Origin of the sequence: Stenotrophomonas sp. PUT21 (genome assembly GCF_052232875.1) — a bacterium.
Taxonomy (GTDB): domain Bacteria; phylum Pseudomonadota; class Gammaproteobacteria; order Xanthomonadales; family Xanthomonadaceae; genus Stenotrophomonas; species Stenotrophomonas maltophilia_N.
This window is the reverse complement of record NZ_CP197645.1, coordinates 846,586-871,645: the sequence shown is the minus strand read 5'-3', so window position 1 is coordinate 871,645 and position 25,060 is coordinate 846,586. Positions and strand designations below refer to the sequence as shown.

The following is a 25,060-nucleotide window of genomic DNA, read 5'->3' as shown; positions in this document are numbered from 1 at the left end:
CTGCCCGGCAAGTGCCCGTCCGTTCCCGCCGCTCGCCCGGCCCCGCACGGCAGAAGGGCATGGCGACGCTGTGGATCGTGCTGATGGTGGGCCTGGCGGTCTCGGTCACGGTCGCCGCTTCGATCTACGCCCTGCGCGGCGACCAGCAACGCCAGGTCACCACGCACTCGGTGACCGCCGCGCAGGCTGCGGCCTGGCGGGGTGTCGAAGTCGTGCGGCGCTACCTGCTGGCGGTGGATCCAGCAACGATGGCCGGCTGGGCCAACGCGAGTGGCGGACTGGCCATGCCCGCCACCTTCAGCGGCATGGGCGCGATCGGCATCCCCGATGGCAACGCACAGATCACCGCGCTGAGCGGCGCCAGTGGCAACTATCAGGTCGCGGCCACGATCACTGCGCTGGCCGGCAGCGGATCGACCACCACCAGCGCCACGGTGGAAGTGTTGTACGACGTGACGCCCGGTGGCGGTGGCACACCCACCTCGCCCGTATGCGCCACGATTCCTGCGGCGCCGATGGTGTTCAACGGCGACCTCAACATCACCGGCGGCTCGCTCGGCGTCACCAACCCGACCGGCTTCGAGAACATCGCGGTGGCAGGCAGCATCACCCTGTCCGGTGCCAGCCAGGCCAGCATCTCCGGCTGCGCCAAGGGCGATGTCACGCTTAGCGGTGGCGGCATTCTCAGCGGCGGGCACGTGCACTCGCAGGGCACCATCCGCATCAACCAGATGGGCAACCCCAGCAACACCACGCTGTGGGGTCGCAATGTGACCATCGGCAGCGGCGTCAGTGGCGGCAACTACACTGCGGTCAAGGCCGGCGCCTACGCTGCCAGCGTTTACAGCGGCGGCACCCTGATCGGCACGACCGAAGTCGGCGGCAGGCTCATTGCCTCCACGGTGAGCGGCGGCCTGCCGTGGAGCGTGGGCACCGTGTTGCCGTCCACCAGTGGTCGGATCGTCGTGACCCTCGCCAGCGGCGATACCTGGCTGCTGGACCTGTCGGCACTGACCACCGACCCCGGCAGCGGGGCTGTCACCGGTGCAGCATCGGCCCAGCATCTCTCCGGAGCGTCTACCGATGCCTTGCCGGACCAGCTCACCTTCCGCTCGACCGGGATCGCCGGTGGCACCATCAACCTGGCAACGCTGACCATCGAGCAGCTGTGGGGCCACTATCTTTCGATCAGTGGCTGGGGCGGGCGCTACACCGCGGTCCTGGCCAATGGCGATGTGGATATCGTGACCGGCACCATCGGCAGTCTGGTCGGTGGCCGCGATATCACGGCCACCCAGGCCGGCCTGTATTGGAACTTCCCGACGGTCGGCAACGGTACCGTCGCCGGCGAACTGAAGTGGGGGGGCAGCCGGCAGACCGTACCCGATGTTGGCGCGGCGATGCCCGGCCTGCGCACCCGCCAGAGCGGCACCACCCCAGGTTTGCCGGGGATTCCGTTCTGCGACACCCGTGTCGATGCAATCGATGTGAGCACCTACCGCGACGGCGCCAACTATATCTTCGAATGGCTGGAAGGCGCGCCGCACCTGACCATCCGCAATGTACGCAACAAAGCGGGCCAATCGATGGACGGCGTCTACAACCTGGCAACCCAGGATGTGCGCCGGTTGCCTGCCAACGGTGCGCAGTTCCTGACCTGCAACTGGAACCAGGCCGACAATGGCGCTGCGCACTGCTTCCGCGACAAGACCGCCACCGGCGCATGGACGATCACCGGCCTGACCCACCTGCCACGCGGCGTGTTCTGGTTCGACGCTGCGCTGAAGATCGACGGCACACAGTTGCGTGACGACGATGGCAATCGCGATCTGCTCACCACGCTGATCGCCAAGGGCTACGTGACGCTGACCCAGTCCGGCCATGACCGGATGATCGCGCCGAACTTCTCCACCCCGGCCCGGATCTGCGACGGGGACTACTACCCGTCCAACCTGTGCGACAAGACCGGGGCATCATCGCAGTTCACCGAATGGACGGACGCCGCCGACACACGCCACCGCGGCCTGCCGATCGGCAACGTTGCGCTGGTCAGCGAAAGTGGCGCGCAGCTGTCCGGCTGGGAGATCCATGGCAACGTCATCCTCGGCTCCACCCTGGCGACCGCCGCGCAGACGACCGTGATCCACGGCAGCCTGACGGTGGGCACCAACAGCCCGGGCAGTGCGACAACCATTCAACAGGGCGGTGCACAGGTGATCGTGCCGCAGAACGGCGACAACCATTACAACCCGGGCATCTGCGAAGCACCGTCGGTCACGCCAGGCGGTCCGGCTGCGGCAACAGTGCGCTGGAGCCGCTACCGCTGAGGCCAGACCGGCGCACGAAAAAGGCGACCCCAGGGTCGCCTTTTTCGTGGATATGGGTGAACCGCAGCTGCGGCGCGCGACCGATCAGCGGTACTGACGCTCACAGCGACGCTCGACCACACGATCACCGTTCTTGGACTGCTGGTTGCCCTGGATCTGGCGACCTGCGGCACCACCGGCGACTGCACCGGCTACGGTAGCCAGCTTCTTGCCGTTGCCGCCGCCGACCTGGTTGCCAAGCAGACCGCCGACGACCGCACCAGTGGCGGTGCCGGTGATGCGGTTGGGATCCTTGGAGTTACGCTGGACCTCGACGTTGTGGCATACCACTTTGCTGCCGTCGTTGAATCGGCGTCCTTCGTCCTTGGGGCCGTAAGTCTGTGCGCCGGCAACCGCCGACACCGCCAGCAAACTGCCCAGGCACAACACGCGGATGCTCGTCTTCATGGTCGATCCCTGTTTATGGCACATGGCTGGAGTGTCTGCCTGACCGCGACAAGCCCGGGTGAATTCGCGTCCACACCGCGTCAAGACAGCCCGCGGCGTTCAGGCCGCAGCCATCCAGCGGCGAGCGCTTACAAGCGCTCGCGGATCGTCTGACGCAACGCCTCCAGATCCTTGGCGAACGCATCGATACCGCTCGCCAGCTTCTCCGTGGCCATCGGATCGGCCGCCAGATCGGCTGCAAACCGCGCCGCATCGATCGGCGTCGCCTGCACCGGCTCCGCCGCGCCGGCCACCAGCCTTCGCGGCAGTTCGCCATGATCGGCGTCCAGCTTCTCCAGCAGATCCGGCGAAATCGTCAGGCGATCGCAGCCTGCCAGGGCCTCGATCTGCGCCGTCGAACGGAACGAGGCGCCCATCACCACCGTCGGCGAACCGCGGCGCTTGAACTCGGCATACACCCCGCGCACGAACACCACGCCCGGGTCGTCATCGATGTTCGCCGGCGCCTGCCCGTTGGCCACGTACCAATCCAGGATGCGGCCCACGAACGGCGAAATCAGGAACGCCCCGGCCTCGCTGCAGGCCAGCGCCTGGGTCGGATTGAAGATCAAGGTCAGGTTGCAGTCGATCCCCTCGGCCTGCAGCTGGCGCGCGGCCTCCACGCCTGCCCAGGTCGCCGCGATCTTGATCAGCACCTTGCTGCGCGGCACACCGGCCGCTTCATACATCGCAATAAACTGGCGCGCCTTGGCCACCGTGGCGGCGGTGTCGTGCGCCTGGTCGGCATCGACCTCGGTCGAGACCCGGCCCGGCACCAGTGCGCTGAGCGTGGTGCCGACACCCACCGTCAGGCGATCGGCGACCGCGTGCACCACCGCCTCGCGTTCGCCGCCCTGTTCGCGGCCCCAGGCCAGCGCGCTCTCGATCAGATCGGCGTACACCGGCAGGTCCAGCGCTTTCTTCACCAGGGTAGGGTTGGTCGTGCAGTCGACCGGCTTCAAGCGCTTGATCGCCTCGACATCGCCGGTATCGGCCACCACGACGGACAGATCACGCAGCTGGGAGAGTCTGGACAGCGAAGCCATGCAGGGGTCCTTCACGTCAGTCATCAGAGGAAGCGTCGAGCAGCGCGCCGACCGCCGCGGTGTCCTGATCGAACACCGGCGCGGCGAACGGTGCCGGGCCGGGCGTGCGGCCGAACACGATCGGCCGCGTGATGCCGCGGTAGCTGCCCAGCAACGGGTGCGGCAGCGCGGTGATCATCTGCTCGGCCTGCACCTGTGGGTGGTCGAACATGTCCTCGACCTGGCGCGCGGCCGCGCACGGCACTTCTTCACCGAACAACGCCTCCCACGCCAGCGCACTGCGCGCAGCGAGCGCCGCGTGCAACTGCGGCAGCAGCACCTCGGCCTGCTCGGCGCGCTTGCGCACGGTGTCGTATCGCACGTCGGCTGCCAGCGCCGGCAGCCCGATCCGCTCGCACAACGCTTGCCAGAAGCGTGGCGTATTGGCCGAGATGTACAGATACCCCTCTGCGGTGGGATGGATGCCGGTGACACCGCCCGAGCGCATATCGCGGCCGACGCCCGCCGGCTCGCCCTCGGCCCAGATCATCCGCGCCGACTGCATCGTCAGCGCACTGCGCAGCAGCGACACGCCCACGAACTGGCCTTCGCCACTGCGCTCGCGCTCGTACAGGGCCGACGACACACCGGCCGCCACCAGGGCGGCGGCGTAATAGTCGACCACCGAGCCGTACAGGATCTCCGGGGCGCCGCCGGTCTTGCCCTGCATCGTGCACATGCCGGTCATGGTCTGCAGCACCTGATCGTAGCCGGCCTTGTCCTTCAGCGGGCCCTGCTCGCCATAACCGGTGACCGAGCAGTACACCAGGCGCGGATTGAGCTTGTGCAGGCTGTCGAAATCGATGCCCAGGCGCACCGGCACGCTGGGCCGGAAGTTGTGGACCAACACGTCCGCCTCGCGCACCAGGCGCATCAGCACGGCACGTTGATCGGGTTGTTTCAGGTCCAGCACCACCCCGCGCTTGGAGCGGTTCACGCCGAGGAATGCACGACTCTCGGCCTCCAGCGTGGAGGGATAGCGCCGCAGGTTGTCGCCGACCGGCGGCTCCACCTTGATCACCTCCGCGCCCTGGTCGGCCAGCAGCGTGCAGCCGTAGGGACCGGCGATGTAGGCGCTCAGGTCCAGCACACGGATACCGCTCAACGGCCCGGTGGCACCTTCCCGCTGGGCGATGGCGAATGGAGAACTGGGGTTGCTTCCGGTCATGGTCAATACACTCGATACCTTGCTGGAAGTTTCCTCCTGGCCAACGGGAAGAAACAGATCGTGTGGGTATGTTCTGCGTGGACAAAAAGCACGCTGCGGCGTCGGTAGCGCCTCGGCCGCCGAGGACAGCGGAGCGCTCAGTCCACCGGTGCGAGCGACAGCCAGCTCAACCGCCAGCTGCCGTCATCGCGGCCACCGCACCGGTAGTAGGGCTCGAATGTCAGTGGCGCCCGGCACTCCAACTGCAGCGTGATCGGCGCCCCCTCGCCCGCGTCTTCGCCCACCTGCAGCCACTGCGAGGGTGGGCGGTCCGGCACGCGCACCGTCTCGTCTGTCTTGTACCCGTCGATCAGGCCGGTGGCATATACCAGCGGCCCGTAGCTCAGGCCCACGTACTCCCAGCGCAGCACTTCCTGCGCCACTGGGGAGCCATCCGGTGCGCGCGATTCCTGCACGTTGATGTTGGCCGCCCGGTGCAGGCGCGGCTGCATCGGCAGGTGCACACCGATCGTGTCGCCGGACTGCCAGGTGCGCTGCACGTGCACGAACCCGTCAGCACCGACCTCGGCCGCGTAAGGCTGCCCATTGACCTCGATCCGCGCGCCCGCGGTCCAGCCCGGTAGCCGCACGCCGATGCTGAAGTCGGCGATGCACTCGGGCAGCACGGTGATGGTCACCGCGCCGTCGAAGGGGAACCGGGTCGCCTGCAGCAGGGTCACCGCACCGGCCTGCGCATGCACCAAGGTTGCTTCACCCGGCCCATACAGATTGACCCGCAGTCCGCCATCGGCCGCGATTCCGTAGGCCAACTGCGGCAGCTCTTCCACCGCCATCGCGCCGCTGGACTTGCAGCAGCGCCAATACGTGGTGTGTACACGCCGGCCATTGGGATAGGTGTAGTAACACCAGTCCTCGCCATTGGGCGCCATCGCCGCCAGCAGATCGTTGTAGGCGGTGCGCTCCAGTTCGTCGGCATAGCGTGCGTGGCCGGTGATGGCCAGCAGCTCGCGGTTGAGCTGCATCCATGCCAGCACCGAGCAGGTTTCCACATAGGCCTGGGGGAAAAACGTGCGCGGTGCGTTGAACACCTCGCGCGACCGGTGTGCCACCCCACCCCACGGCCCACCGCCCAGGGTGAGGTGCTGATCGCGGATGTTGTGCCAGAGATGATCAAGCGCCTGGCGGTGGTCGTCCTGCCCGGTAGCCTTGTACAACTTGGCCAGCCCGACCAGGTTCCAGCTCAGCTGATAGGCCTTGCCGGTAGCGATGAACGCCGCATCCTCACCGGCCAGTGCTTTGTCCAGCAGGGCCAGCCGCGGATTCGCGTTGGCCTGTGACAGGATGCGTTCGGCCAGCGCCAGGTAGCGCGGCTCGCCGGTGACCAGGTAAAGATCCGCCGCTGGATCCAGCAGCACCGTGGCGGACATGCCGTGGTGGTTGCCCAGCGTGGTGATGTCGATTCCCGATTCCAGCGCCTGCCAACACAGATCGGCGATCCGGCAGGCGGCCTGCAGATAAGCCGCATTGCCCAGTGCGCGCCACGTTTCCAGGAAGCCCAGGATCAGATAGCTGTGCGTCCAGATGTCCCAGGTGCGCAGCGCCGGCTCACCGTTCCAGCTCTCCGGCTTGGGCGGTTGCGGCACGGTGAAGCGGCGCTCGGGCGCATAGTTGCCAAGATACCCGTCATCGTCCTGCTGGCTGATTAACCAATCCGCAACGCGGCGCAACGCGGCCTCCAGCAGTGGTTGTCCACCCTGGGCCACGGCGCGTGCCGTGGCCGACAGCCACTTGCCGGCGTGCTCGCCGTACCAGTCGCCCTCATGATTCTGGTGTTTGTGCGCCTGGCCGAAGATGCTGATCGGCGCACTGTGCTCATCAACGATGAACGTGCTCAGGCGCCCATTGCGGTTGGCCGCCAGGGCGTCGCCCAGCAGACCCTGCAACGTGACCTGCTGTGGCGGGACCAACGTCATGCCGCGGGCGGCGGGATGCAGACGGTTCATGCCGCGTCCACCACGCAACGGAAGCCGACCGTGCCCGAGCGGTCCTTGGACGGCCCCATCAACAGGTACTTGCCGTGCTGGTCCAGGCGGTAGGCCTGCGGGAAGTACCAGTGCGAGGTCTGCGGCTGATAACTGCTGCCACCCCGGAGTACCGCTGCGCGGGTGTGCGCATCGCTGAATTCATCGGTCCACTGCCACACATTGCCGACCATGTCCTCCACGCCGAACGGGCTGGCCCCCTGCGGATGCGCATCGACATCGGCCGGCGGCGTCAGCCGACGGCCGCGATTGACCCGCGGCACGCAGCTGGCATCCCACGCGTTGCCCCACGGGTACAGGCGCTCGTCGGTCCCCTGCGCGGCGTACTGCCATTCCCACGCATGCGGCAGCCGCTTGCCGGCCCACGCCGCATACGCACGGGCGTCTTCGATCGAGACCCAGGTGACCGGCTTGTTGTCCCAGCCCGCACGCGGCGCGCCGTCCTTCCAGTCGGCCAGGAAGTTGTGATCATCGGCCGGGCGGTAACCGCTGGCATCGAGGAAGCGCTTGAACGCGGCATGGGTGACCGGGTGGCGGTCGATATGGAACGACGCCAGTGTCATGCGCCGGCGATGGTGGCGACGCGCGCAGTCTTCCCACGGGAACTGCACATCCAGCCCGGCCCAGGTGAAGCCTTCGATTTCGATACCCCCCACCTGGAACAGGAACTCCCCGGCGGGAATCGTGACCATGCCAGCGGGTGCCTCGGCCTGCGCGGGCGTGGCCGCGATGGCCAGCAGTTCCTGCGGGGCGGCCGTCCACGCCGCGGAGTAACTGCTCAGCGGCTGCTGGGCACGCTCGGCGGTCGCGGCCAGGAAGTCAGCCAGGCCCTCGATCACGGTGCCGGCGGCCACACTGAGGATCGCGCCGAAGCCGCGCGCTTCCATCGGCAGTTCGATGTACGCCGCGCCGTCGATGATCCGCGGCGCCAGCGCGCGGCCGTGCCACGCATCGTAGTACCGCATCCCTTCCGCGTGCGGCAGTGCGATCTGCTCACCGTCCACCGCATACTCGTTGCGGTTGATCAGCGTATGCAGCGTCACCCCCTCGCCCGGGAACCGACTGGCGAAGATGCCGCCCTGCAGGCAGACCTGGTACGGCTCCCAATCCATGGACACCACCAGCGCCGGGAACTGGCGGTACAGCGTGGCGATCCGGCGCAGGGTTTCGCCATCGCGTGGGGTGAACTGGTTCCAGACGCCCCAGATGTTTTCCCAGGCGTTGTAGCCGATGCCATTGAAGAAGCAATACTGCAGATCGTGATTGCGGTTGCGGCCCCAGCGGTTCTCGTAGTTGACCATGTGGCGCGGCTCCAGCCACTTCCACTTGGAGACCGGCGGCACCGGGCCATCGGGCGCCTTCTTGCCCCAGCTCTGCACGTTCCAGATCAGTTGTTCTTCGGAGCTGATGGTGGACTCAGGCTGCACCACCACCGGATTGCCACGTGCATCGCAGGCATCGAAGAACGCTCTCGGCACACCATTGAAGGTGTCGCCGTTGATGCCATCGGCACCGACTGCCTTGACGATCTCGGCCAGCCCGTCCCAATGCGTTACGCCGGGGTCGCGGGTGCCGTGGTCCCACGGCTTGGCTGGCAGGAACACCTTGACGCCGCGCTTCTGGAAGGCCTGTACGGCGGTTTTCAATCCCGCCAGGCCGCCGGGCATGTCGTGCGCCAGGTCGAACTGGTTGCGGTCGTCGATGCCGATGTTGGGGTAGATGTACCAGATCAGCACCGAATCCAGCCCGCCAAACCGCGCGGTCACATCGTCCAGATAGCGATCGACGGTGTACTGGCCGCTGGCGGCGTCGAAGAAGTAACGGTCCTCGACCATCATCTGCGCATGCACGAAGTTGCGCTGCGCCCACTGCAGTTCGGGGCGGCGGTAGTTGACGTCGGTATAGCCGATCCGGACCAGATGCTCGCGGCGCCAGTCCTTGAGCTCTTCCAGCCAGTCGCCGGCGCTGGCATTGGCGTCGATCATCCAGCTGCCGATGTCGGCGAACGGCCATGCCGGCGCCCTGCCCGGCGTCGGCAGGTAGCGCCCGGTGGTCACGTGCGAGAACTTGTACTCGGTACGGATGGCGTCACGCCCGTAATCGGCTGCGTCGGTGTCGTAGTCGGGGCTCTGATACGGCGTGGTCATGGGCAAGGCATCCAGCAGGAAACGAAAAAGGGGGACATCACCGCGCGCACACCGCTGCCAGCGCAGCATGGGCGGCGGCATCGGGAACACGCGCGGGGTCTGCCAGCAGCGCCAGCACCTCGGCGCGGCAGGGAATGCTCGACTGCGCGCCCAGGCGCGTACAGGTCAACGCGGAGGCAGCGGTGGCGGCCAGCAGTGCCTGGGCCATCGGCTGCTGCTCCGCCAGCGCGGCGATCAGGGCACCGCAGAACGTATCGCCGGCCGCGGTGGTGTCCGTGGGCTCGATACGGAACCCGGGCTGCAATAGGATCTGCCCGTCCACGCGGGCCAGGCTACCCCGCGCCCCCAGGGTCACGATCACACAGGGCACCGGCACGCGTGCCAGCCCGGTGGCCAGGTCCGGGGGATGACCGGCCACCACCTCGAGTTCCCCTTCGTTGACGATCAGCACGTCCAGCAGAGCGAGCAACGCGTCGGGCAGCACCTGCGCCGGCGCGGCGTTGAGCGCGACCTTGAGCCCGGCCGCGCGGGCGCGGCGGGCATAGGCAGTGATGGTGGGCACCGGGGTCTCGAGCTGCAGCAAGAGCCAGCCGATCCCGTCCAGCGCAGGCAGGTGTTCCTCGCGCAGGCCCAGGTTGGCGCCAGGTGCAACGGTAATCGCGTTCTCGGCGTTGTCGGCCAGGCAGATGAAGGCGGTGCCGGTAGGCAGCGCAGGATCGCGCACGGTCGACAGCGCCACACCGGCCTCGCGCAGGGACGCCTCGATCGGCGTGGCGAAGTCATCCTCGCCCAGGGCCAGCAGCATCCGCGTCGGCACACCACCGGCCCGCGCGCAGGCCACGGCCTGATTGGCGCCCTTGCCACCGGGGAAGGTGCTGAAACCACGGCCCAGCACGGTCTCTCCGGGCGCCGGCACGTGCGTGGCGCGCACCACGAAATCGAGATTGGCCGAGCCGGCAACGAGGACGGTGGAACGTGCCGCATTACTCATGGGTCTATCGCCTCATCAACGCGGTTGTAGAACGTCGTACTGATGCGCGGCAGATCGTCATTGCCACCGGGCAGATGCTGCAGCATCAGGATCGCGACCAGGCGGCGTGCCGGGTCGATCGTGTAGTAGGTCGAGGCAGCGCCCGACCATCCGAACGCCCCCACCGAGGCAGTGCGACCTTTCAGGGCCGGATCCAGCAACACCGAACCGCCCAGCCCGAAGCCTTCGGCATCACTGAACTCGGTCACCGGCCGCGGCAAGGCGGTGTGCACCAGCTGGTTCTGCATCATCAGGGCCACGGTGGAAGCTCGAAGCAACTGCACGTCGCCATGGCGGCCGCCGTCCAGCAGCATCTGCGCGAACCGGCCATAGTCGCCGGCGGTGGAATACAGGCCGCCGGCACCACTGGGATACGGGCGCAGCGCACTGCCAGGCGCCCGCGCGTGCGTCTCATCGGCGAGTACCAGATCACCGTGCTCACCCATGGTGGTCAGTTCGACCACCCGGGCGCGGTCGCGCGCCGGCACCACAAACCCGGTATCGCGCATATCCAGCGGGCGGAAGATACGCTGTTGCAGGAACTGCTCGAATGGCAGCTTCCCCACCACTTCCACCAACCGCGAGAGCACCTCGATGGACGTGCTGTCGTAACGGAAGCGCGTACCCGGCTCGCTCGCCAGCGGCACGCGTGCCAGCCGTGCGGTGTAGTCGGCCAGGCTGTCCGCGGCCTGCACCTGCTGTTGTTCCAGCAGCGCGGTGACGGTCTCGAATCCCTCCCCGCCCGCCGCGAAGCCGGCGGTGTGGGTGAGCAGATGTCGCACGGTCAGCGTCTGCGCTGCCGGGCGCAGCTGCGGTGCCGCGGCCGTACCACCGGCGAACAGCTGCAGCCGGGAAAATTCGGGGAGATGACGCGCCACTGGATCATCCAGATCCAGCCGGCCCTCCTCCACCAGCATCATGGCGGCCACCGAGGCCACCGTTTTGGTCATCGAGTAGATGCGGAAAATACTGTCACGCTGCATGGGCGTGGCATGGGCCAGGTCCTGCCAACCGTAGGCGGCTTCATGCACGACGCGGCCATCGTGGATCACCAGCGCGACCGCGCCGGTATAGCCCTGGCGGCCGGTCGAGTCGTGCAGGAAGGCATCGACTGCCGGCAAGCGCGCCGACGCCGCGGCCTGTCCCACCGCCAGCATCAGCCACGCGAGCACGACCAGGCGTGCCCCGGGGCGGCAATGACGGGCGTGGGCCGGTCCCTGCGATGGCCAGTACATCCGCTCTCCTGCTGTCAGTGGCGGTAACGCCATGACAGGGTAAGGCAATAAAAACGGACCGGCGCTGCAGTGCTCCGCAGCGCCGGTCCGCGGTGACGGTCAGAACGTGAAGGTATGGGTCAGCGACACCATGCGGCCACGGCCGGAGAAGAAGTTCTGCCAGCCCGGCAGCTGCGACCAGGTCAGCACGTACTGCTTGTCCAGCAGGTTCTCGATGCCCAGCGACAGCTTGCCGTAGGTCCCGGTGTCGTAGTTCATGCTGAGGTCCCACAGCGCGTAACCGTAGGTGTCCTCCTCGTTGAGATAGACCGCGCCGTTGGACGGATTGACGAAGGTCTCGCGCAGGTCGCGGCTGAAGGTGCGGCTCACGCCCAGCGTCGCATCGAAACGATCATTCGGTGTCCAGGTCAGCGAGGCATTGACCTTGTCCGGCGAGATGTCGAGGATGCCCATCTCCTTGTTCAGGCCCGAGCCGTCGTAGTACTGCGTCTGGCCGCGGATCCGCGAGTACAGCAGCGTCGCCTTCCACTGGTCGTTGAAGGTCCAGGCGCTGTTCATCTCAATGCCTTCGATCCGGGTCGGCGCGCGGGTGAGGATGAAGTCCTCGGTCACCTTGTCCACCGTCAGCGAAGACCCGAACTCGGAGGTCGAGCGGTAGCCCGAGATGCCGACCTGCGCCTGCTCGCCCCGCCAGTTGAACCCCACTTCCTTGTTCTTGGTGATCAGCGGCTGCAGATCGGCGATGCATGAAACCGCTTTGCATGGGCTGTTGGCCTGGATGTTGCGCAGCGGGATGCCCACGTTGGCGATACCGAAGCCCTCCGAGTACGAAGCAAAGACCGACCATGCATCGCTGATGCGCCAGATCGCACCGAAGTTGGGCAGGTTGGCTTTGTAGTCCAGCTTGCCGCCCTGCACCGGGGTGAAGTCGCGGTAGGCGGTGGTGGTGTAGCCATCGATCTCCAGCTCGCCGTCTTCGCGGCGGATGCCGGCATCGAGCGTCACCGGGCCGATATCCCAGCTCAGCTGCGCATACGGCGCCAGGCTGGTGTATTTCATCGGCGGCACCCAGACCCGATCGGTCAGCGCCAGGCGCTGTTCGGCGGTGTCTTCCACCAGGTCCAGGCCGGTGCGCAGGCGCAGCCCCTCCACCGCGAACAGACCGCTGTAAGCGTAGGCCAGGCGCAGGCCCTTCTTCTCGGAGTTGATCTCCGACTGGTCCCATATGCGGTCGGCTTCCGGCGGGGCCGGCTTGACCAGCTGGCGATCGGTGCCGTTCTCCGGCACATAGCGCATCGCCTGCTTTGCCCAGTACAGATCCACGCTCAGGTCACCGCCGAAGAAGTCGGCATGGGTGTACTTGGCAGCGAACTGCTCGAAGTCGTTGAACTCCGCCAGCGAATCCTTGATCGAGCCCTTCTCGGCGGTATTGGTGCTCGGAATCGGGCACTCCACGGCGTCGTAGCGGCAGCCTTCGACCGGGATGTAATTGTGTTTGCCGCCGATGTGGAAGTTGCTGTAACTGGCCTGGATGCGCTGCATCTGGCCCTCGCCGAAGTTGTAGCCGCCCTTCAGGAACAGGTTCTTGCTGTAGGAATCGGACAGCGAACCGGAGGTGTTCAAGCCCACCCGGCGACCGTCGCCGTCGTAGGCGATGCCGCGGTCGATGTAGGCGCCGCTGATCAGGAAGTCCGCCGCATCGCCCTTGAAGGTGTGGGTGATGCCGATCTTGGACTGCCCGCTGTCATCCTTGAACTGGGTGCCGTAGCGCGTGCTCACCGTGGTCTGGTGACCGTCCACTTCCGGATTCTTGGAGAGGTAGTTGATGACGCCGCCCGCGCCACCGATGCCCTCGGCGGCCGACGGGCCGTTGATGACCTCGATGCGGCCGATCACGCCCATGTCGGTGAAGGTGCCGTTGCGGCTGCCTTCGCGCAGTGGGGAGCCCTGCGGCACACCATCGAACAGACGCAGCGCGACGCGGCCACGCAGGGTCTCGCCGCTGTTGCTCATCGCTTGGGAGGACTCGGAGTAGCCCGGCACCATGCGCGCCAGCACCGCTGTCGCGTCTTCGGTCAGGTTGAGCGTGCGCTGCACCTGCTCCTGGTTCACCACCGTCACTGCCCCGGGGACTTTCTCGATCGAGATCGGGGTCCGGCTGCCGGTCACGATCACCTGGTCCAGATCGGTAGGCGTCGTGCTCTGCGCCATGGCAGGGCTGATGACACAGGCGAACAGTGCAGTGCTGATGGCCGCGGAAAGTGGCTTGATCATTCGTTTCTCCCCCCCAAAAAAGGAAATGCGGGACAGCCGGCCGGGGAGCCGTCGCCACCGATGACGCGCGTGGGCTTTCGCCCTTCCGCCGGTCGATGCGGTTCCCCTGCGGGTCTCCACGTCCTGTCCGGCAACGAGGCGAGAGCCTAGGCGCGGCTTCATGGCGATAGAACTGTGCTCAGGTATGTTCAAAGCCTAGGATTTGTTTCGCTTCGCACCGCGCACCGCGCGAAAACCCGTGGTGTCAGCGTTGCGGCTCGGTCAATGCGACGCGCGCTTCCTCCAGCAGCACGTTGACCAGGCGGATGCGCACCGACGAACGCGACCAGACCACCCCGATACGTCGCGGTTCGCTGCACTGCGGCAAGGGAATGCGCACGACGTTCAATCCCTCCGGCCAGGGCTTGGCCCAGTCCGGCACCAGGGACACGCCCAGCCCGCGGTCGACCATCACCGCGATGGCATTGAGTGCATTGAGCTCGAACCGCTCGCGCGGCACGATCCCGGCCTGCCGCAGGTAGTCATCAGCGAGGCGACCGCCCCATTCGTGGCGGTCGTAGCGGATCAACGGCTGCTCGCGCAGCAGCTCATGCGGGTCGCGGCTGCCCAGATGGGCTGGCGCCAGCACCACCAGGGGTTCTTCGCGCAGCTGCTGCCATTTGCAGGTCTTGGGCAGCGCGAACGGCGCCTGCAAGACCATCGCCGCGTCCAGATCGCCGGCCTCCACCGCCCGGTACAGATCGGCCGAGTAGCCCGGCTTGATGAAGACATTGATCTGCGGGAAGGTCGCCACCATCCGCGACAGGATGTCCGGCAACAGGCCGGCCAACGCGGTCGGACAGGCGCCCAGCCGCAGCTCGCCAGCGATATCGTTCTCATTGGCCACGCTGCGCAGGTCGGCGACCTGGCGCAGCAGATCGCGCGCCCGTTGCAGGATGCGGGCACCGTCCTCGGTGACGCTGACGGTGCGCCCGGCGCGGGCGATCAGCGGCGCGCCAAGTTCGCGTTCCAGCGTGCGGATCTGCTGGGCGACCGCCGCCGGGGTGATATGCAGCGTGCGGGCCGCGGCAGCCATCGAGCCGCGGTCCACGACCGTTACGAACGTACTCAGGAACTGGGTTTCCACGGATTACCTCTCAGCGCGTGAGCAACCTACACGAGCTACCGGCGCAATGCGATTGGACCAATGGCCCGCGCGCCGGCGCGCCAACGGTGCTGGTCATGGGGCTGCCGCCTCGGCCGGGGTATCGCTGTAGATGGTCAGCCCCTTCAGCGAGCGGGTCGGCGCCGGGAAGAACAGGCTGGCCACGTAGCCGATCACGATGCACAGCAGGATCGAGATCGCCAGGTAGAAGTACGGGTGCACCAGGTCCATGCTCCAGCAGATCAGCGTGATCAGGATCGAGCCGGCCACACCGATCGCCACGCCGGGCGCGTTGGCGCGGCGGGTGAACATGCCCAGCGTGTAGGCACCGGCAAAGCCACCACCGAGCAGGCCAGCCAGTTCGATGGAGACATCGAACAGCGAATGGATGTCATAGCGGCTCATCACCAGCGCGATGCCGATGCCGATCAGGCCCACGCCCACGCCGGACCATTCGGCCACGCGCACCGCGGTTTTCTCGTTCGGATCCTTGACCAGCTTCTGGTAGAAATCCACCGAAACCAGGGTGGAGATCGAGTTGATGATGCTCGACAGGGTCGACATCGCCGCGGCGAAGATGCCGGCGATGATCAGCCCGGTGACCCCGGCCGGCAGCTCGGCGGCAATGAAGAGCGGGAAGGTCGCATCGATCGGCAACAGTGGATTCAGGCGCTCAGGGTTGTTGCGGTAGTACATCCACAGTGCCGTGCCGATGCCGTAGAACACGAAGCCACCGGGGATCATGATCACCGCGAACGTCCAGATCGAGCGCCCGGCTTCTTTGTCCGAGCGCGTGGACAGTGCACGCTGCATCAGCACCTGGTCCTTCGGGAAGGTCAGCACCACATCGAACACGACGAGGAAGATGAAGCCCCATACCGTGGCCTTGGTCAGGTCGAAGCTGAAATCGAACAGTTTGGTCTTGTCTTCCGCGCCGACCGCGCTGAGCAGCTGCGGCAGGTCGCCACCGGTCTGCATGAAAATGAACCCGATCGCGAACAGCGCGCCGCCGAACATCACGATCACCTGCACCACGTCGGTCCAGATCACTGCCTTGGAACCGCCAACGGTGGAGTAGATGATGGTGAACACGCCCATCAGCATGATCGACCAGACCACATCCACACCGGTGATGGTGGAAATCGCCAGCGCCGGCAGGAACAGAATCACGCTCATGCGGCTGCCGATCTGCATCACGATGCACAGCGCGCTGGACAGCATGCGGATCGCCGGATGGAAGCGCGTTTCCAGGTAGGAAAACACGCTCATCAGGTCCAGCCGACGCAGCAGCGGCACGATCCAGATCGCCACGAACATCAACCCCATCACCGCGATCAGGTTGTTGGTCATGTATTGCCAGTTGGTATCGAAGGCTTTGGCCGGGATGGCGATGAAGCTGATCGAGCTGGTGTTGGTGGCATACAGGCTGATGCCGGCTGCCCAGAACGGAATCGAGCGCCCACCGACGAAGAAGTCCGCGGTGGAGGTGTTCTGGTCCTTCAGATAGAAGTAGAAACCCATGCCCAGCATGGCCAGCAGGTAGATGCCGATCACCGTCCAGTCCAGCCAGCGCAGCAGGTGCTTGCCGCCCTGCATTTCCGCGTACTGCAGCTGGCTGCCGCTGGCGCCCGCGGTTGCCCAGGCCAACCCGTTGCCCCACGCCGTCACCGCCTGCGGTGCGCCGGTGACCGGGGTCTCCAGCGTCGCCCACGCATCGGTGATGGTGTGGAACGTACGCGCCTGGGTGTGGCCGCTGCCGTCCTTCACCAGCATCAGCAGATGGGCCTGGCCCAGCGCGCGCATCGAGCCGGCAACGATCGTGCCGTCCGGCGAAGCGACCTGCTGCCAGCTGGCATCGGCATTGCGGCGCCACAGCTGGTCGCTGCCGGCCCCGGTACCCAGGCCCAGGTACAGCGCGCCTTTCTGCGCCTGCAACGCGCTGGCAACCCCCTGCTGCGGCAGATCCTCCAGAGGCTGCCAGGCGGCGGTGCTTGCCGTCGCGGTGCGGCGGTAGAGCTGGGCGCGGCCAGCCGCATCGGTGCCCACCAGATACAGCGCATCACCGAACGTCGCCGCCTGCGCGTTGCGCAGCGTCTCGGGCAGCGCAATCGCCGCGCCGAACACCAGCGCGCCATTGTCCAGCGCGACCGGTTGCAGACGGTCGCCGCGCACATCGGAACCCTGCAACAGGTAGGTGCGCCCGGCCGCGTTGACGCTGCCCTCGAGCCCGTCGAGCTGCCCTGCAGCTAGCGCCGACAACGCATCCCACGCCTTGTTGTCGGCGCGCAGTGCCCAGGCACTGTCATGGCTGAGCGCCACCAGGCGCCCGTCCACATGCACCAGCCCGCCCGGCGCGATCTGCGCCGGCAGTGCCGGCAGGTCGCCGGCTGCCACCGTGGTCAGGCTCTCGGCGGCCACCGCGCCACTGCCGGCAAGCAGGGCCGCGGCGGCGACCAGCCGGACGCTGCGCGCGCAGCGCCGGAGCACAGTGGAAAGGAACGCGGACGGTGCAGGCTTGTGCATGAAAGTACCCGGAAGAAGTGCGGCAACGCCGAAGCCGGCAAGAGCGCAGGTAGGAGACAGTGGTCGATGCATCCCGATACCGCAATCAGGCAAGCGGGGGAGAAGATGCGGCAAGCAGGGCTTGAGCACGGCGCAGGTACGGCAGGTCGATCATCCGGCCTTCAAACAGGAACGCGCCGTGCCCTTGCCCTTCGGCACCGGCGGCGGCGGCAACAATCCGCTGCGCCTCTGCGAGCATCGCCGGCGGCACGCTGAAGGTGGCATTGGCCAGGGCAACCTGGCGCGGGTGGATGCAGCTTTTACCGATGAAGCCCAACTGCCGGGCCATCTGCGCCTCGGCCAGGAAGCCGTCGCTGTCGGCCACGTCCGGAAACGCGCCGTCGCAGGCGAACACCTGGGCTTCAGCGGCCGCCAAGCGCAGCGCGAACAGCGTGGCATGCACGTTGCTCGGCTCACGGTCGATGCCGTTGGGCGAAAACAGGTCGCCCAGCCCCAGCTGCAGTCCGGCCACGCGCGGGTGCGCGCCGGCCAGTTCAGCGGCGATGCGCAGGGCCCTGGGGGTTTCGATGTTGATCAGCAGACCGATCGGGTGCGTCACGCCATTGCGCTGCTCGGCCTGTTCCAGCCGGGCGATGGCCGCCAGCAGCTGAGCCACCGATTCGATCTTGGGCAGATTGAGCAGGCTCACGCCGGGCAGTGCCACCGCATCCAGGTCCGCGCCGAAATGGGCGCTGTCAGTCCCGTTGCTGCGCACGATCAACTGCTTGTCGCCGGCACCTCCCTGCACGCGGCGCAGGAAGCCGGCGACCTGGTCACGGGCCTGCGCCTTGCCGGCCTCGGGAACCGAGTCTTCCAGGTCGAAAGAGAGCGCATCGGCCTCGCCGGCCATGGCCTTGTCGAACAGTTCCGGCCGGGCGCCGGGGACGAACAGCTTGCTACGCATGGTTTTCCCTCATCAACCCGCGCAGTCTGCAGAATTGGAAGCCCTTTAAAAGTGCGGTCCCGGACATTCATTGGATAGCATTTGTTTCGACCGCCCACTGCGCTGCAGTGCACCACGAGCAGAAGCGCGTGGGACATCACCGTGCTGCGCGCACAATCGATCGCTGCAACCTGCCGGGGTGACCGCCCACGTCGCGCCTCGGGAGGTCACCCACCAAACGCGTCACGAGGACTGCTGCCGATGCATGAACCCACCTTGCCGTCGACAACCACCGCCCGGTGCGCACCGCACCTGGACGCGCGGACCCGGGCATGACCGGCCCAACCCTGGTGCTGGACGGAAGCGCCATCCACGACATCCCCAGCTTTTACGCTGAGATCAACCGCGTGTTCATGGCCAGCGAGGACTGGCAACTGGCCCCAAGCCTAGATGCACTGGATGACCTGCTCTACGGCGGCTACGGCGCACTGGCCGGGCACGCATCCGCCACGGTGCACTGGACGCACATCGCACACAGCCGCGCCGCGCTCGGGGTGGCGGCCACCCGCGCCTGGCTGCAGGAAAAGCTGGCGCAGCCGGGCACGTTCAACGCCGCGAGAATCGGCGCCCAGTTGGACGCACTGGAACGCGGCGGCGGCCAGACCTACTTCGACATCATCATGGACGTATTCGCGGCCCACCCCACCCTGCAGCTGCGCACGGACTGACCGGCGGCGCATCGCGCACGCGCGGTACCGCCGCGGCAAGCCGAGCGGCCAGCCCGCATTGCATGGGCGCGTTGTTGCCCCCCTGCGCTGGCGCCCAGGCCGCCAGCGCCGGGCGCCCTTCGCCCTGCCCGCCCCCTCCCCTACAATGGCCGACCAGGCGGCCTTCCAGGCTGCCCCCGACTGTGATGGACCCCGCGTGACAGAGAAGCAGCCCGAACACACCCCGCTGATGAAGCAGTTTTTCGCCGCCAAGTCCGATTACCCGGACCTGCTGCTCTTCTTCCGGATGGGCGACTTCTACGAGCTGTTCTACGACGACGCCCGCAAGGCGGCGCGACTGCTGGACATCACCCTGACCCAGCGCGGCAGCTCTGGCGGTGCGCCGATCCCGATGGCCGGCGTGCCGGTGCATGCCTACGAAGGCTATCTGGCGCGTCTGGTCGCCTTGGGCGAGTCGGTGGCGATCTGCGAGCAGATCGGCGACCCGGCGCTGGCCAAGGGGCTAGTGGAACGCAAGGTGGTGCGCATCGTCACCCCCGGCACCGTGACCGACGAAGCGCTGCTGGACGAGCGCCGCGACACGCTGCTGATGGCGCTCTCGCGCGGCAAGCACGGCTACGGTCTGGCCTGGGCCGATCTGGCCGGTGGCCGCTTCCTGGTCAACGAGGTCGATTCGGACGATGCACTGGAAGCCGAGCTCGCGCGGCTGGAACCGGCCGAGCTGCTGGTGCCGGATGAGGAAAACTGGCCGGCCTTCCTGCAGTACCGCAGCGGCATCCGTCGCCGGGCGCCCTGGCTGTTCGATGCCGACAGCGGCCGCCGCCAGCTGCTGAATTTCTTCAAGCTGCACGACCTGACCGGCTTCGGCATCGACGACAAGCCGCGCGCCACTGCGGCGGCCGGCGCCCTGCTCGGCTATGTCGAAGAAACCCAGAAGCAACGCCTGCCGCACCTCACCGCGATCGCCACCGAAACCGCCAGCGAAGCCATCGCCATGAACGCGGCCACGCGCCGCCATCTGGAACTGGACACGCGCGTCGACGGCGATACCCGCAATACCCTGCTCGGCGTGCTGGATACCACGGTAACGCCGATGGGCGGCCGCCTGCTGCGACGTTGGCTGCATCGCCCGCTGCGCCTGCGCGAGGTGCTGGTGCATCGCCACGATGCGGTCGCCACGCTGATCGATCGCGGCGCCGAGGGCGACGTGCGCGATGCCTTCCGCGCACTGGGCGACCTGGAACGCATCCTCACCCGCGTGGCGCTGCGCTCGGCGCGCCCGCGTGATTTCTCCACGCTGCGCGATGGCCTGGGCCTGCTGCCCGAGGTGCGCGCGGTGCTCGCACCGCTGGACTCGCCGCGGCTGATCGCGCTGCACGATGCACTGGGCTCGCATGACGAATGCGCGCACCTGCTGGCCAGCGCGATCGCCCCGACCCCGCCGCTGAAGCTCAGCGATGGCGGCGTCATCGCTGAAGGCTACGACGCCGAGCTCGATGAGCTGCGCCGCCTCTCCACGCATGCGGACCAGTTCCTGATCGACCTGGAACAGCGCGAGCGGATCAGCAGCGGCATCGCCACGCTGAAGGTCGGCTACAACCGCGTGCACGGCTATTACATCGAAATCAGCAAGGGCCAGTCCGAGAAGGCGCCGGTGCATTACACGCGCCGCCAGACCCTGACCAATGCCGAGCGCTACATCACCGAAGAACTGAAGTCCTTCGAGGACAAGGTGCTGTCCGCACGCGAGCGTTCGCTGAGCCGCGAGAAGTTCCTGTACGAGCAGCTGCTGGACATCCTTGCCAGCGGGCTGGAGCCGCTCAAGCAGTGCGCTGCCGCGCTGAGCGAACTGGACGTGCTGGCCGGTTTTGCCGAGCGCGCGCAGGCCCTGGACTGGGCGCGCCCGGAACTGGAGACCGCGTCGTGCCTGAAGATCGAGCGCGGGCGTCATCCCGTGGTCGAAGCGGTGCGGGAGCAGCCGTTCGAACCGAACGACCTGGACCTGCATCCGGACCGCCGCATGCTGGTGATCACCGGCCCGAACATGGGCGGTAAATCGACCTACATGCGCCAGAACGCGCTGATCGTGCTGCTGGCGCATATCGGCAGTTTCGTGCCGGCCAGCCGCGCGGTGATCGGCCCGATCGACCGCATCCTGACCCGCATCGGCGCCGGCGATGATCTGGCCCGCGGGCAGTCGACCTTCATGGTCGAAATGGCCGAGACCAGCTACATCCTGCACCACGCCAGCGCGCAGTCGCTGGTGCTGATGGACGAGATCGGCCGCGGCACGTCCACCTACGATGGCCTGGCGCTTGCCGATGCGGTCGCACGGCATCTGGCGTATCAGAACCGCTGCTACACACTGTTTGCCACGCACTATTTCGAACTGACCGCGCTGGCCGACGAACAGCACGAAGGCGGCGCCAGCGGCATCGCCAACGTGCACCTGGATGCGGTGGAGCACGGCGACGCGCTGGTGTTCATGCACGCCGTGAAGGATGGCCCGGCCAACCGCAGCTTCGGCCTGCAGGTGGCCGCATTGGCCGGCCTGCCGAAATCGACCGTGGCGCAGGCACGCCGCCGCCTGGCCGAGCTGGAGCAGCGCAGCCACGAGACGCAGTCTGCGGTGGTCGCCGCGCAGGCACTGGATGCACCGCAGCAGTTCGGCCTGTTCAATTCGCCCAATACCGCCGCGCAGGACGCACTGGCCGCGATCGATCCGGACGAGCTGACCCCGAAGCAGGCACTGGAAGCGCTGTACCGGTTGAAGACGCTGCTCTGAGGGCGCGGCAGGGCCCGCGTGAATTCTTCGCATTCCCGTAGTGAACGCGGCGCTATGCTCGGGCAGTTCCCACCCCTGCCCTGGAGTCCGCCGTGAATACCGAATCACTTGCCGCGTCCCTCTTCCAGCAACTGCAGCAGGGCCAAGGCCTGCAGCAGGTGTCCCAGCAACTGGGCATCGACCCCAACCAGGCCAGTACCGCAGTCGGCGCTGCCCTGCCCCTGCTGCTCGGCGCGATGGGCCGCAACGCGCAGGAACCGCAGGGCGCGCAGGCGCTGCTCGGCGCCCTGCAGCGTGATCACGCCCCGGCCAGTGCCGGCGGCTTCGATCTGGGCGGGCTGCTGGGCAGCGTGCTGGGCGGCGGAGGCGGCAATGCGACCAATGGCGCCGGCATCCTCGGCCATGTCTTCGGCGGCAACACTGAGCGCGCCGCCCAGGGCCTGAGCCAGGCCACCGGGCTGGACAGCAGCAAGACCAGCCAGCTGCTCGCGATCCTCGCGCCCATCGTCATGTCCTATCTGGCCCAGCGCTTCGCCAGCGGCGGCAACGCCAGCCCCGGCCAGCTCAGCCAGGCCCTCGGCCAGGAAGCCCAGAGCGCCAACAGCGGTGGCCTGCTGACCTCTGTGCTGGACCAGGACGGGGATGGCCAACTGGGCGTCGGCGATCTGCTCAAGCTCGGTGGCGGGCTGTTCGGCAAACGCTGAGGCATCGCCTAGGAATAGCCCAGGCCTATCGCATTGGTTGATTCATTCGAATTTACTGAATGAACGGCTGTGCCTAACGTGGGCGTACGCCTTCACATCGCGCCGCCCCACACGCCGCATGTGCCGGTCCCACGTTCTCCGCCGTTGCCATCGCCTCCCCCGCGCCGGTGGTCTCCACGTTCGCCAGTCCACAGGTAGATACCCATGAAAAGCGAAGCCAAGTGTCCGTTCAACCACGCCCTTGTCGGCGATGCCACCACCAATCGCGATTGGTGGCCCAAGCAACTGCGGGTGGACCTGCTCAACCAGCACTCGACCCGCTCGCATCCGCTGGATGACACCTTCGATTACGCCGAGGCCTTCAAGGGCCTGGATTACGCCGGACTCAAGGCCGACCTCAAGGCCTTGATGACCGACTCGCAGGACTGGTGGCCGGCCGACTTCGGCCATTACGGTGGCCTGTTCGTGCGCATGGCCTGGCACAGCGCCGGCACTTACCGCATCGGCGATGGCCGTGGCGGCGCCGGCCGCGGCCAGCAGCGCTTCGCCCCGCTCAACAGCTGGCCGGACAACGTCAGCCTGGACAAGGCCCGCCGCCTGCTGTGGCCGATCAAGCAGAAGTACGGCCAGGCGATCTCCTGGGCGGACCTGCTGGTGCTCACCGGCAACGTCGCGCTCGAATCGATGGGCTTCAAGACGCTGGGCTTCGCCGGCGGCCGCCCGGATACCTGGGAACCCGACCAGGATGTGTACTGGGGCCGCGAAACCACCTGGCTCGGCGGCGACGTGCGCTATGCGCATGGCTCCGAAGGCGTGCAGGAAGACCACGGCGTGCTGGTCTCCGATGACGACGCAGACGGTGACATCCACTCGCGCGATCTGGAGAACCCGTTGGCCGCCGTGCAGATGGGCCTGATCTACGTCAATCCGGAAGGCCCGGACGGCAACCCCGATCCGCTCAAGGCGGCCTTCGACATCCGCGATACGTTCGGCCGCATGGCCATGGACGATGAGGAAACCGTCGCCCTGATCGCCGGTGGCCACAGCTTCGGCAAGACCCACGGCGCCGGCCCGGCCGACAACGTCGATGTGGAACCGGAAGCGGCCGGGCTGGAAAGCCAGGGCCTGGGCTGGGCCAACCGGTTCGGCACCGGCAAGGGCGGCGACACCATCACCAGCGGTCTGGAGGTCACCTGGACGCGCACGCCGGCGCAGTGGAGCCATGACTTCTTCGAGATCCTGTTCGGCCACGAGTGGGAGCTGACCAAGAGCCCCGCCGGGGCGCACCAGTGGGTGGCCAAAGACAGCGAGGCGATCATTCCCGACGCGCACGATCCGTCGAAGAAGCATCGCCCCACCATGCTCACCACCGATCTGTCGCTGCGGGTGGACCCGGCCTACGAAAAGATTTCCCGTCGTTTCCTGGCCGACCCGCAGGCCTTCGCCGATGCCTTCGCCCGCGCCTGGTTCAAGCTGACCCATCGCGACATGGGCGCGCGTGCACGCTACCTGGGCCCGGAAATCCCCGCCGAGGAATTCGTCTGGCAGGACCCGGTCCCGGCGGCCCCGCAGACCACGCTCAGTGCGCAGGACATCGCCTCGCTGAAACAGCAGATCGCCGCGGCCGGCCTGAGTGCGGGCGAACTGGTCTCCACCGCGTGGGCCTCGGCCTCGACCTTCCGCGGTTCGGACAAACGCGGGGGCGCCAACGGTGCGCGCGTGCGCCTGGCCCCACAGAAGGACTGGGCGGTCAACCAGCCGCAGCAGCTGGGCAAGGTGCTGGCCGCGCTGGAGAAGATCCAGAGCGGCTTCAAGGGCGATGGCGGTGCGCAGGTGTCGCTGGCCGATCTGATCGTGCTGGCCGGCAATGTCGGCGTCGAGCAGGCGGCCAAGGCCGGTGGCCATGAGGTCAGCGTGCCGTTCAATCCTGGCCGCACCGATGCCAGCCAGGACCAGACCGATGTGGCGTCCTTCGCGGTGCTGGAGCCGTATGCCGATGGCTTCCGCAATTACGTCAAGGGGCGCTACAGCGTGCCCACCGAGGCGCTGCTGATCGACCGCGCACAGCTGCTCACCCTGACCGCGCCGGAGATGACCGCACTGGTCGGCGGACTGCGGGTGATCGGCACCAATGTCGGCGGCAGCCAGGACGGCGTGTTCACTGATCGCGTCGGCACGTTGAGCAACGACTTCTTCGTCAACCTGCTCGACATGCGCACGCAATGGGTGGCCAATGGCGACAGCTACAGCGGACGCGACCGCAGCACCGGCGCGCAGCGCTGGAGCGGCAGCCGGGTGGACCTGGTGTTCGGCTCGAACTCGGTGCTGCGGGCACTGGCCGAGGTCTATGCCAGCGCGGACGGTGAGAAGAAGTTCGTTCGCGACTTCGTCGCTGCCTGGGCGCGGGTGATGGAGCTGGACCGTTACGATCTGCGCTGATTCAACACTGCGGGCACATAC

Annotated in this window: 16 protein-coding genes; 5 read left to right on the top strand and 11 right to left on the bottom strand. The window is 67.1% G+C overall.

The features are described from left to right. Positions 1–11 precede the first annotated feature (11 nt). Positions 12–2,327: a hypothetical protein gene (locus ACTT2I_RS04100; protein ID WP_421588887.1), complete on the top strand. Its 2,316-nt coding sequence runs from the start codon at positions 12–14 to the stop codon at positions 2,325–2,327. A gap of 84 nt (positions 2,328–2,411) precedes the next feature. Here ACTT2I_RS04100 and ACTT2I_RS04095 read toward each other — a convergent pair whose 3' ends face one another. The 11 genes from ACTT2I_RS04095 to ACTT2I_RS04045 form a co-directional block, all read right to left on the bottom strand. After that, positions 2,412–2,774, bottom strand: coding sequence for a glycine zipper 2TM domain-containing protein (locus ACTT2I_RS04095; RefSeq protein ID WP_019184476.1), 363 nt, complete (start codon positions 2,772–2,774; stop codon positions 2,412–2,414). Positions 2,775–2,902: 128 nt separating this feature from the next. After that, positions 2,903–3,859: a transaldolase gene (locus ACTT2I_RS04090; RefSeq protein WP_443096788.1), complete on the bottom strand. Its 957-nt coding sequence runs from the start codon at positions 3,857–3,859 to the stop codon at positions 2,903–2,905. Between the two features lie 16 nt (positions 3,860–3,875). Then, positions 3,876–5,066 (bottom strand): CaiB/BaiF CoA transferase family protein, encoded by a 1,191-nt coding sequence (locus tag ACTT2I_RS04085; RefSeq protein WP_088434366.1) that lies wholly within the window; start codon positions 5,064–5,066, stop codon positions 3,876–3,878. A gap of 137 nt (positions 5,067–5,203) precedes the next feature. Beyond that, entirely contained in the window at positions 5,204–7,069 is a 1,866-nt protein-coding gene (locus tag ACTT2I_RS04080) for a glycoside hydrolase family 127 protein (protein ID WP_421100737.1), read from the bottom strand. Continuing rightward, complete coding sequence (locus ACTT2I_RS04075; protein WP_421100738.1) at positions 7,066–9,255, bottom strand: formylglycine-generating enzyme family protein; 2,190 nt, start codon at positions 9,253–9,255, stop codon at positions 7,066–7,068. Before ACTT2I_RS04075 ends, ACTT2I_RS04080 begins: the two co-directional genes overlap by 4 nt. Positions 9,256–9,292: 37 nt before the next feature. Then, positions 9,293–10,246, bottom strand: a complete 954-nt coding sequence (locus ACTT2I_RS04070; RefSeq protein WP_421100739.1) for a ribokinase — start codon at positions 10,244–10,246, stop codon at positions 9,293–9,295. Further along, complete coding sequence (locus ACTT2I_RS04065; protein WP_172407569.1) at positions 10,243–11,520, bottom strand: serine hydrolase domain-containing protein; 1,278 nt, start codon at positions 11,518–11,520, stop codon at positions 10,243–10,245. The genes ACTT2I_RS04070 and ACTT2I_RS04065 overlap by 4 nt, the downstream gene beginning before the upstream one ends. A gap of 99 nt (positions 11,521–11,619) precedes the next feature. Next, positions 11,620–13,794, bottom strand: a complete 2,175-nt coding sequence (locus ACTT2I_RS04060; RefSeq protein ID WP_293984707.1) for a TonB-dependent receptor — start codon at positions 13,792–13,794, stop codon at positions 11,620–11,622. 244 nt (positions 13,795–14,038) lie between these two features. After that, the gene (locus ACTT2I_RS04055) at positions 14,039–14,920 is read right to left on the bottom strand and encodes a LysR family transcriptional regulator (protein ID WP_088434361.1); all 882 of its coding nucleotides are present in this window, start codon (positions 14,918–14,920) and stop codon (positions 14,039–14,041) included. A 93-nt stretch (positions 14,921–15,013) separates the two neighbouring features. Further along, positions 15,014–17,461 (bottom strand): sodium:solute symporter, encoded by a 2,448-nt coding sequence (locus ACTT2I_RS04050; protein WP_421100740.1) that lies wholly within the window; start codon positions 17,459–17,461, stop codon positions 15,014–15,016. Positions 17,462–17,546: 85 nt separating this feature from the next. Beyond that, positions 17,547–18,404 carry an HpcH/HpaI aldolase/citrate lyase family protein gene (locus ACTT2I_RS04045; RefSeq protein ID WP_421100741.1) on the bottom strand — a complete coding sequence of 286 codons (858 nt, stop codon included), beginning with the start codon at positions 18,402–18,404 and terminating at the stop codon, positions 17,547–17,549. 311 nt (positions 18,405–18,715) lie between these two features. Between ACTT2I_RS04045 and ACTT2I_RS04040 the strand changes: the two genes are divergently transcribed. The 4 genes from ACTT2I_RS04040 to katG all read left to right on the top strand — a co-directional run bounded on the left by ACTT2I_RS04040 (position 18,716) and on the right by katG (position 25,039). Continuing rightward, on the top strand, positions 18,716–19,111 hold the full coding sequence (locus tag ACTT2I_RS04040; protein ID WP_088434358.1) for a barstar family protein: 396 nt from the start codon (positions 18,716–18,718) through the stop codon (positions 19,109–19,111). 229 nt (positions 19,112–19,340) lie between these two features. Then, the gene (gene mutS, locus ACTT2I_RS04035; RefSeq protein WP_443096850.1) at positions 19,341–21,896 is read left to right on the top strand and encodes a DNA mismatch repair protein MutS; all 2,556 of its coding nucleotides are present in this window, start codon (positions 19,341–19,343) and stop codon (positions 21,894–21,896) included. A 92-nt stretch (positions 21,897–21,988) separates the two neighbouring features. Next, positions 21,989–22,600, top strand: coding sequence for a DUF937 domain-containing protein (locus ACTT2I_RS04030; protein ID WP_421100534.1), 612 nt, complete (start codon positions 21,989–21,991; stop codon positions 22,598–22,600). A 204-nt stretch (positions 22,601–22,804) separates the two neighbouring features. After that, entirely contained in the window at positions 22,805–25,039 is a 2,235-nt protein-coding gene (gene katG, locus ACTT2I_RS04025; protein ID WP_443096787.1) for a catalase/peroxidase HPI, read from the top strand. Positions 25,040–25,060 lie beyond the last annotated feature (21 nt).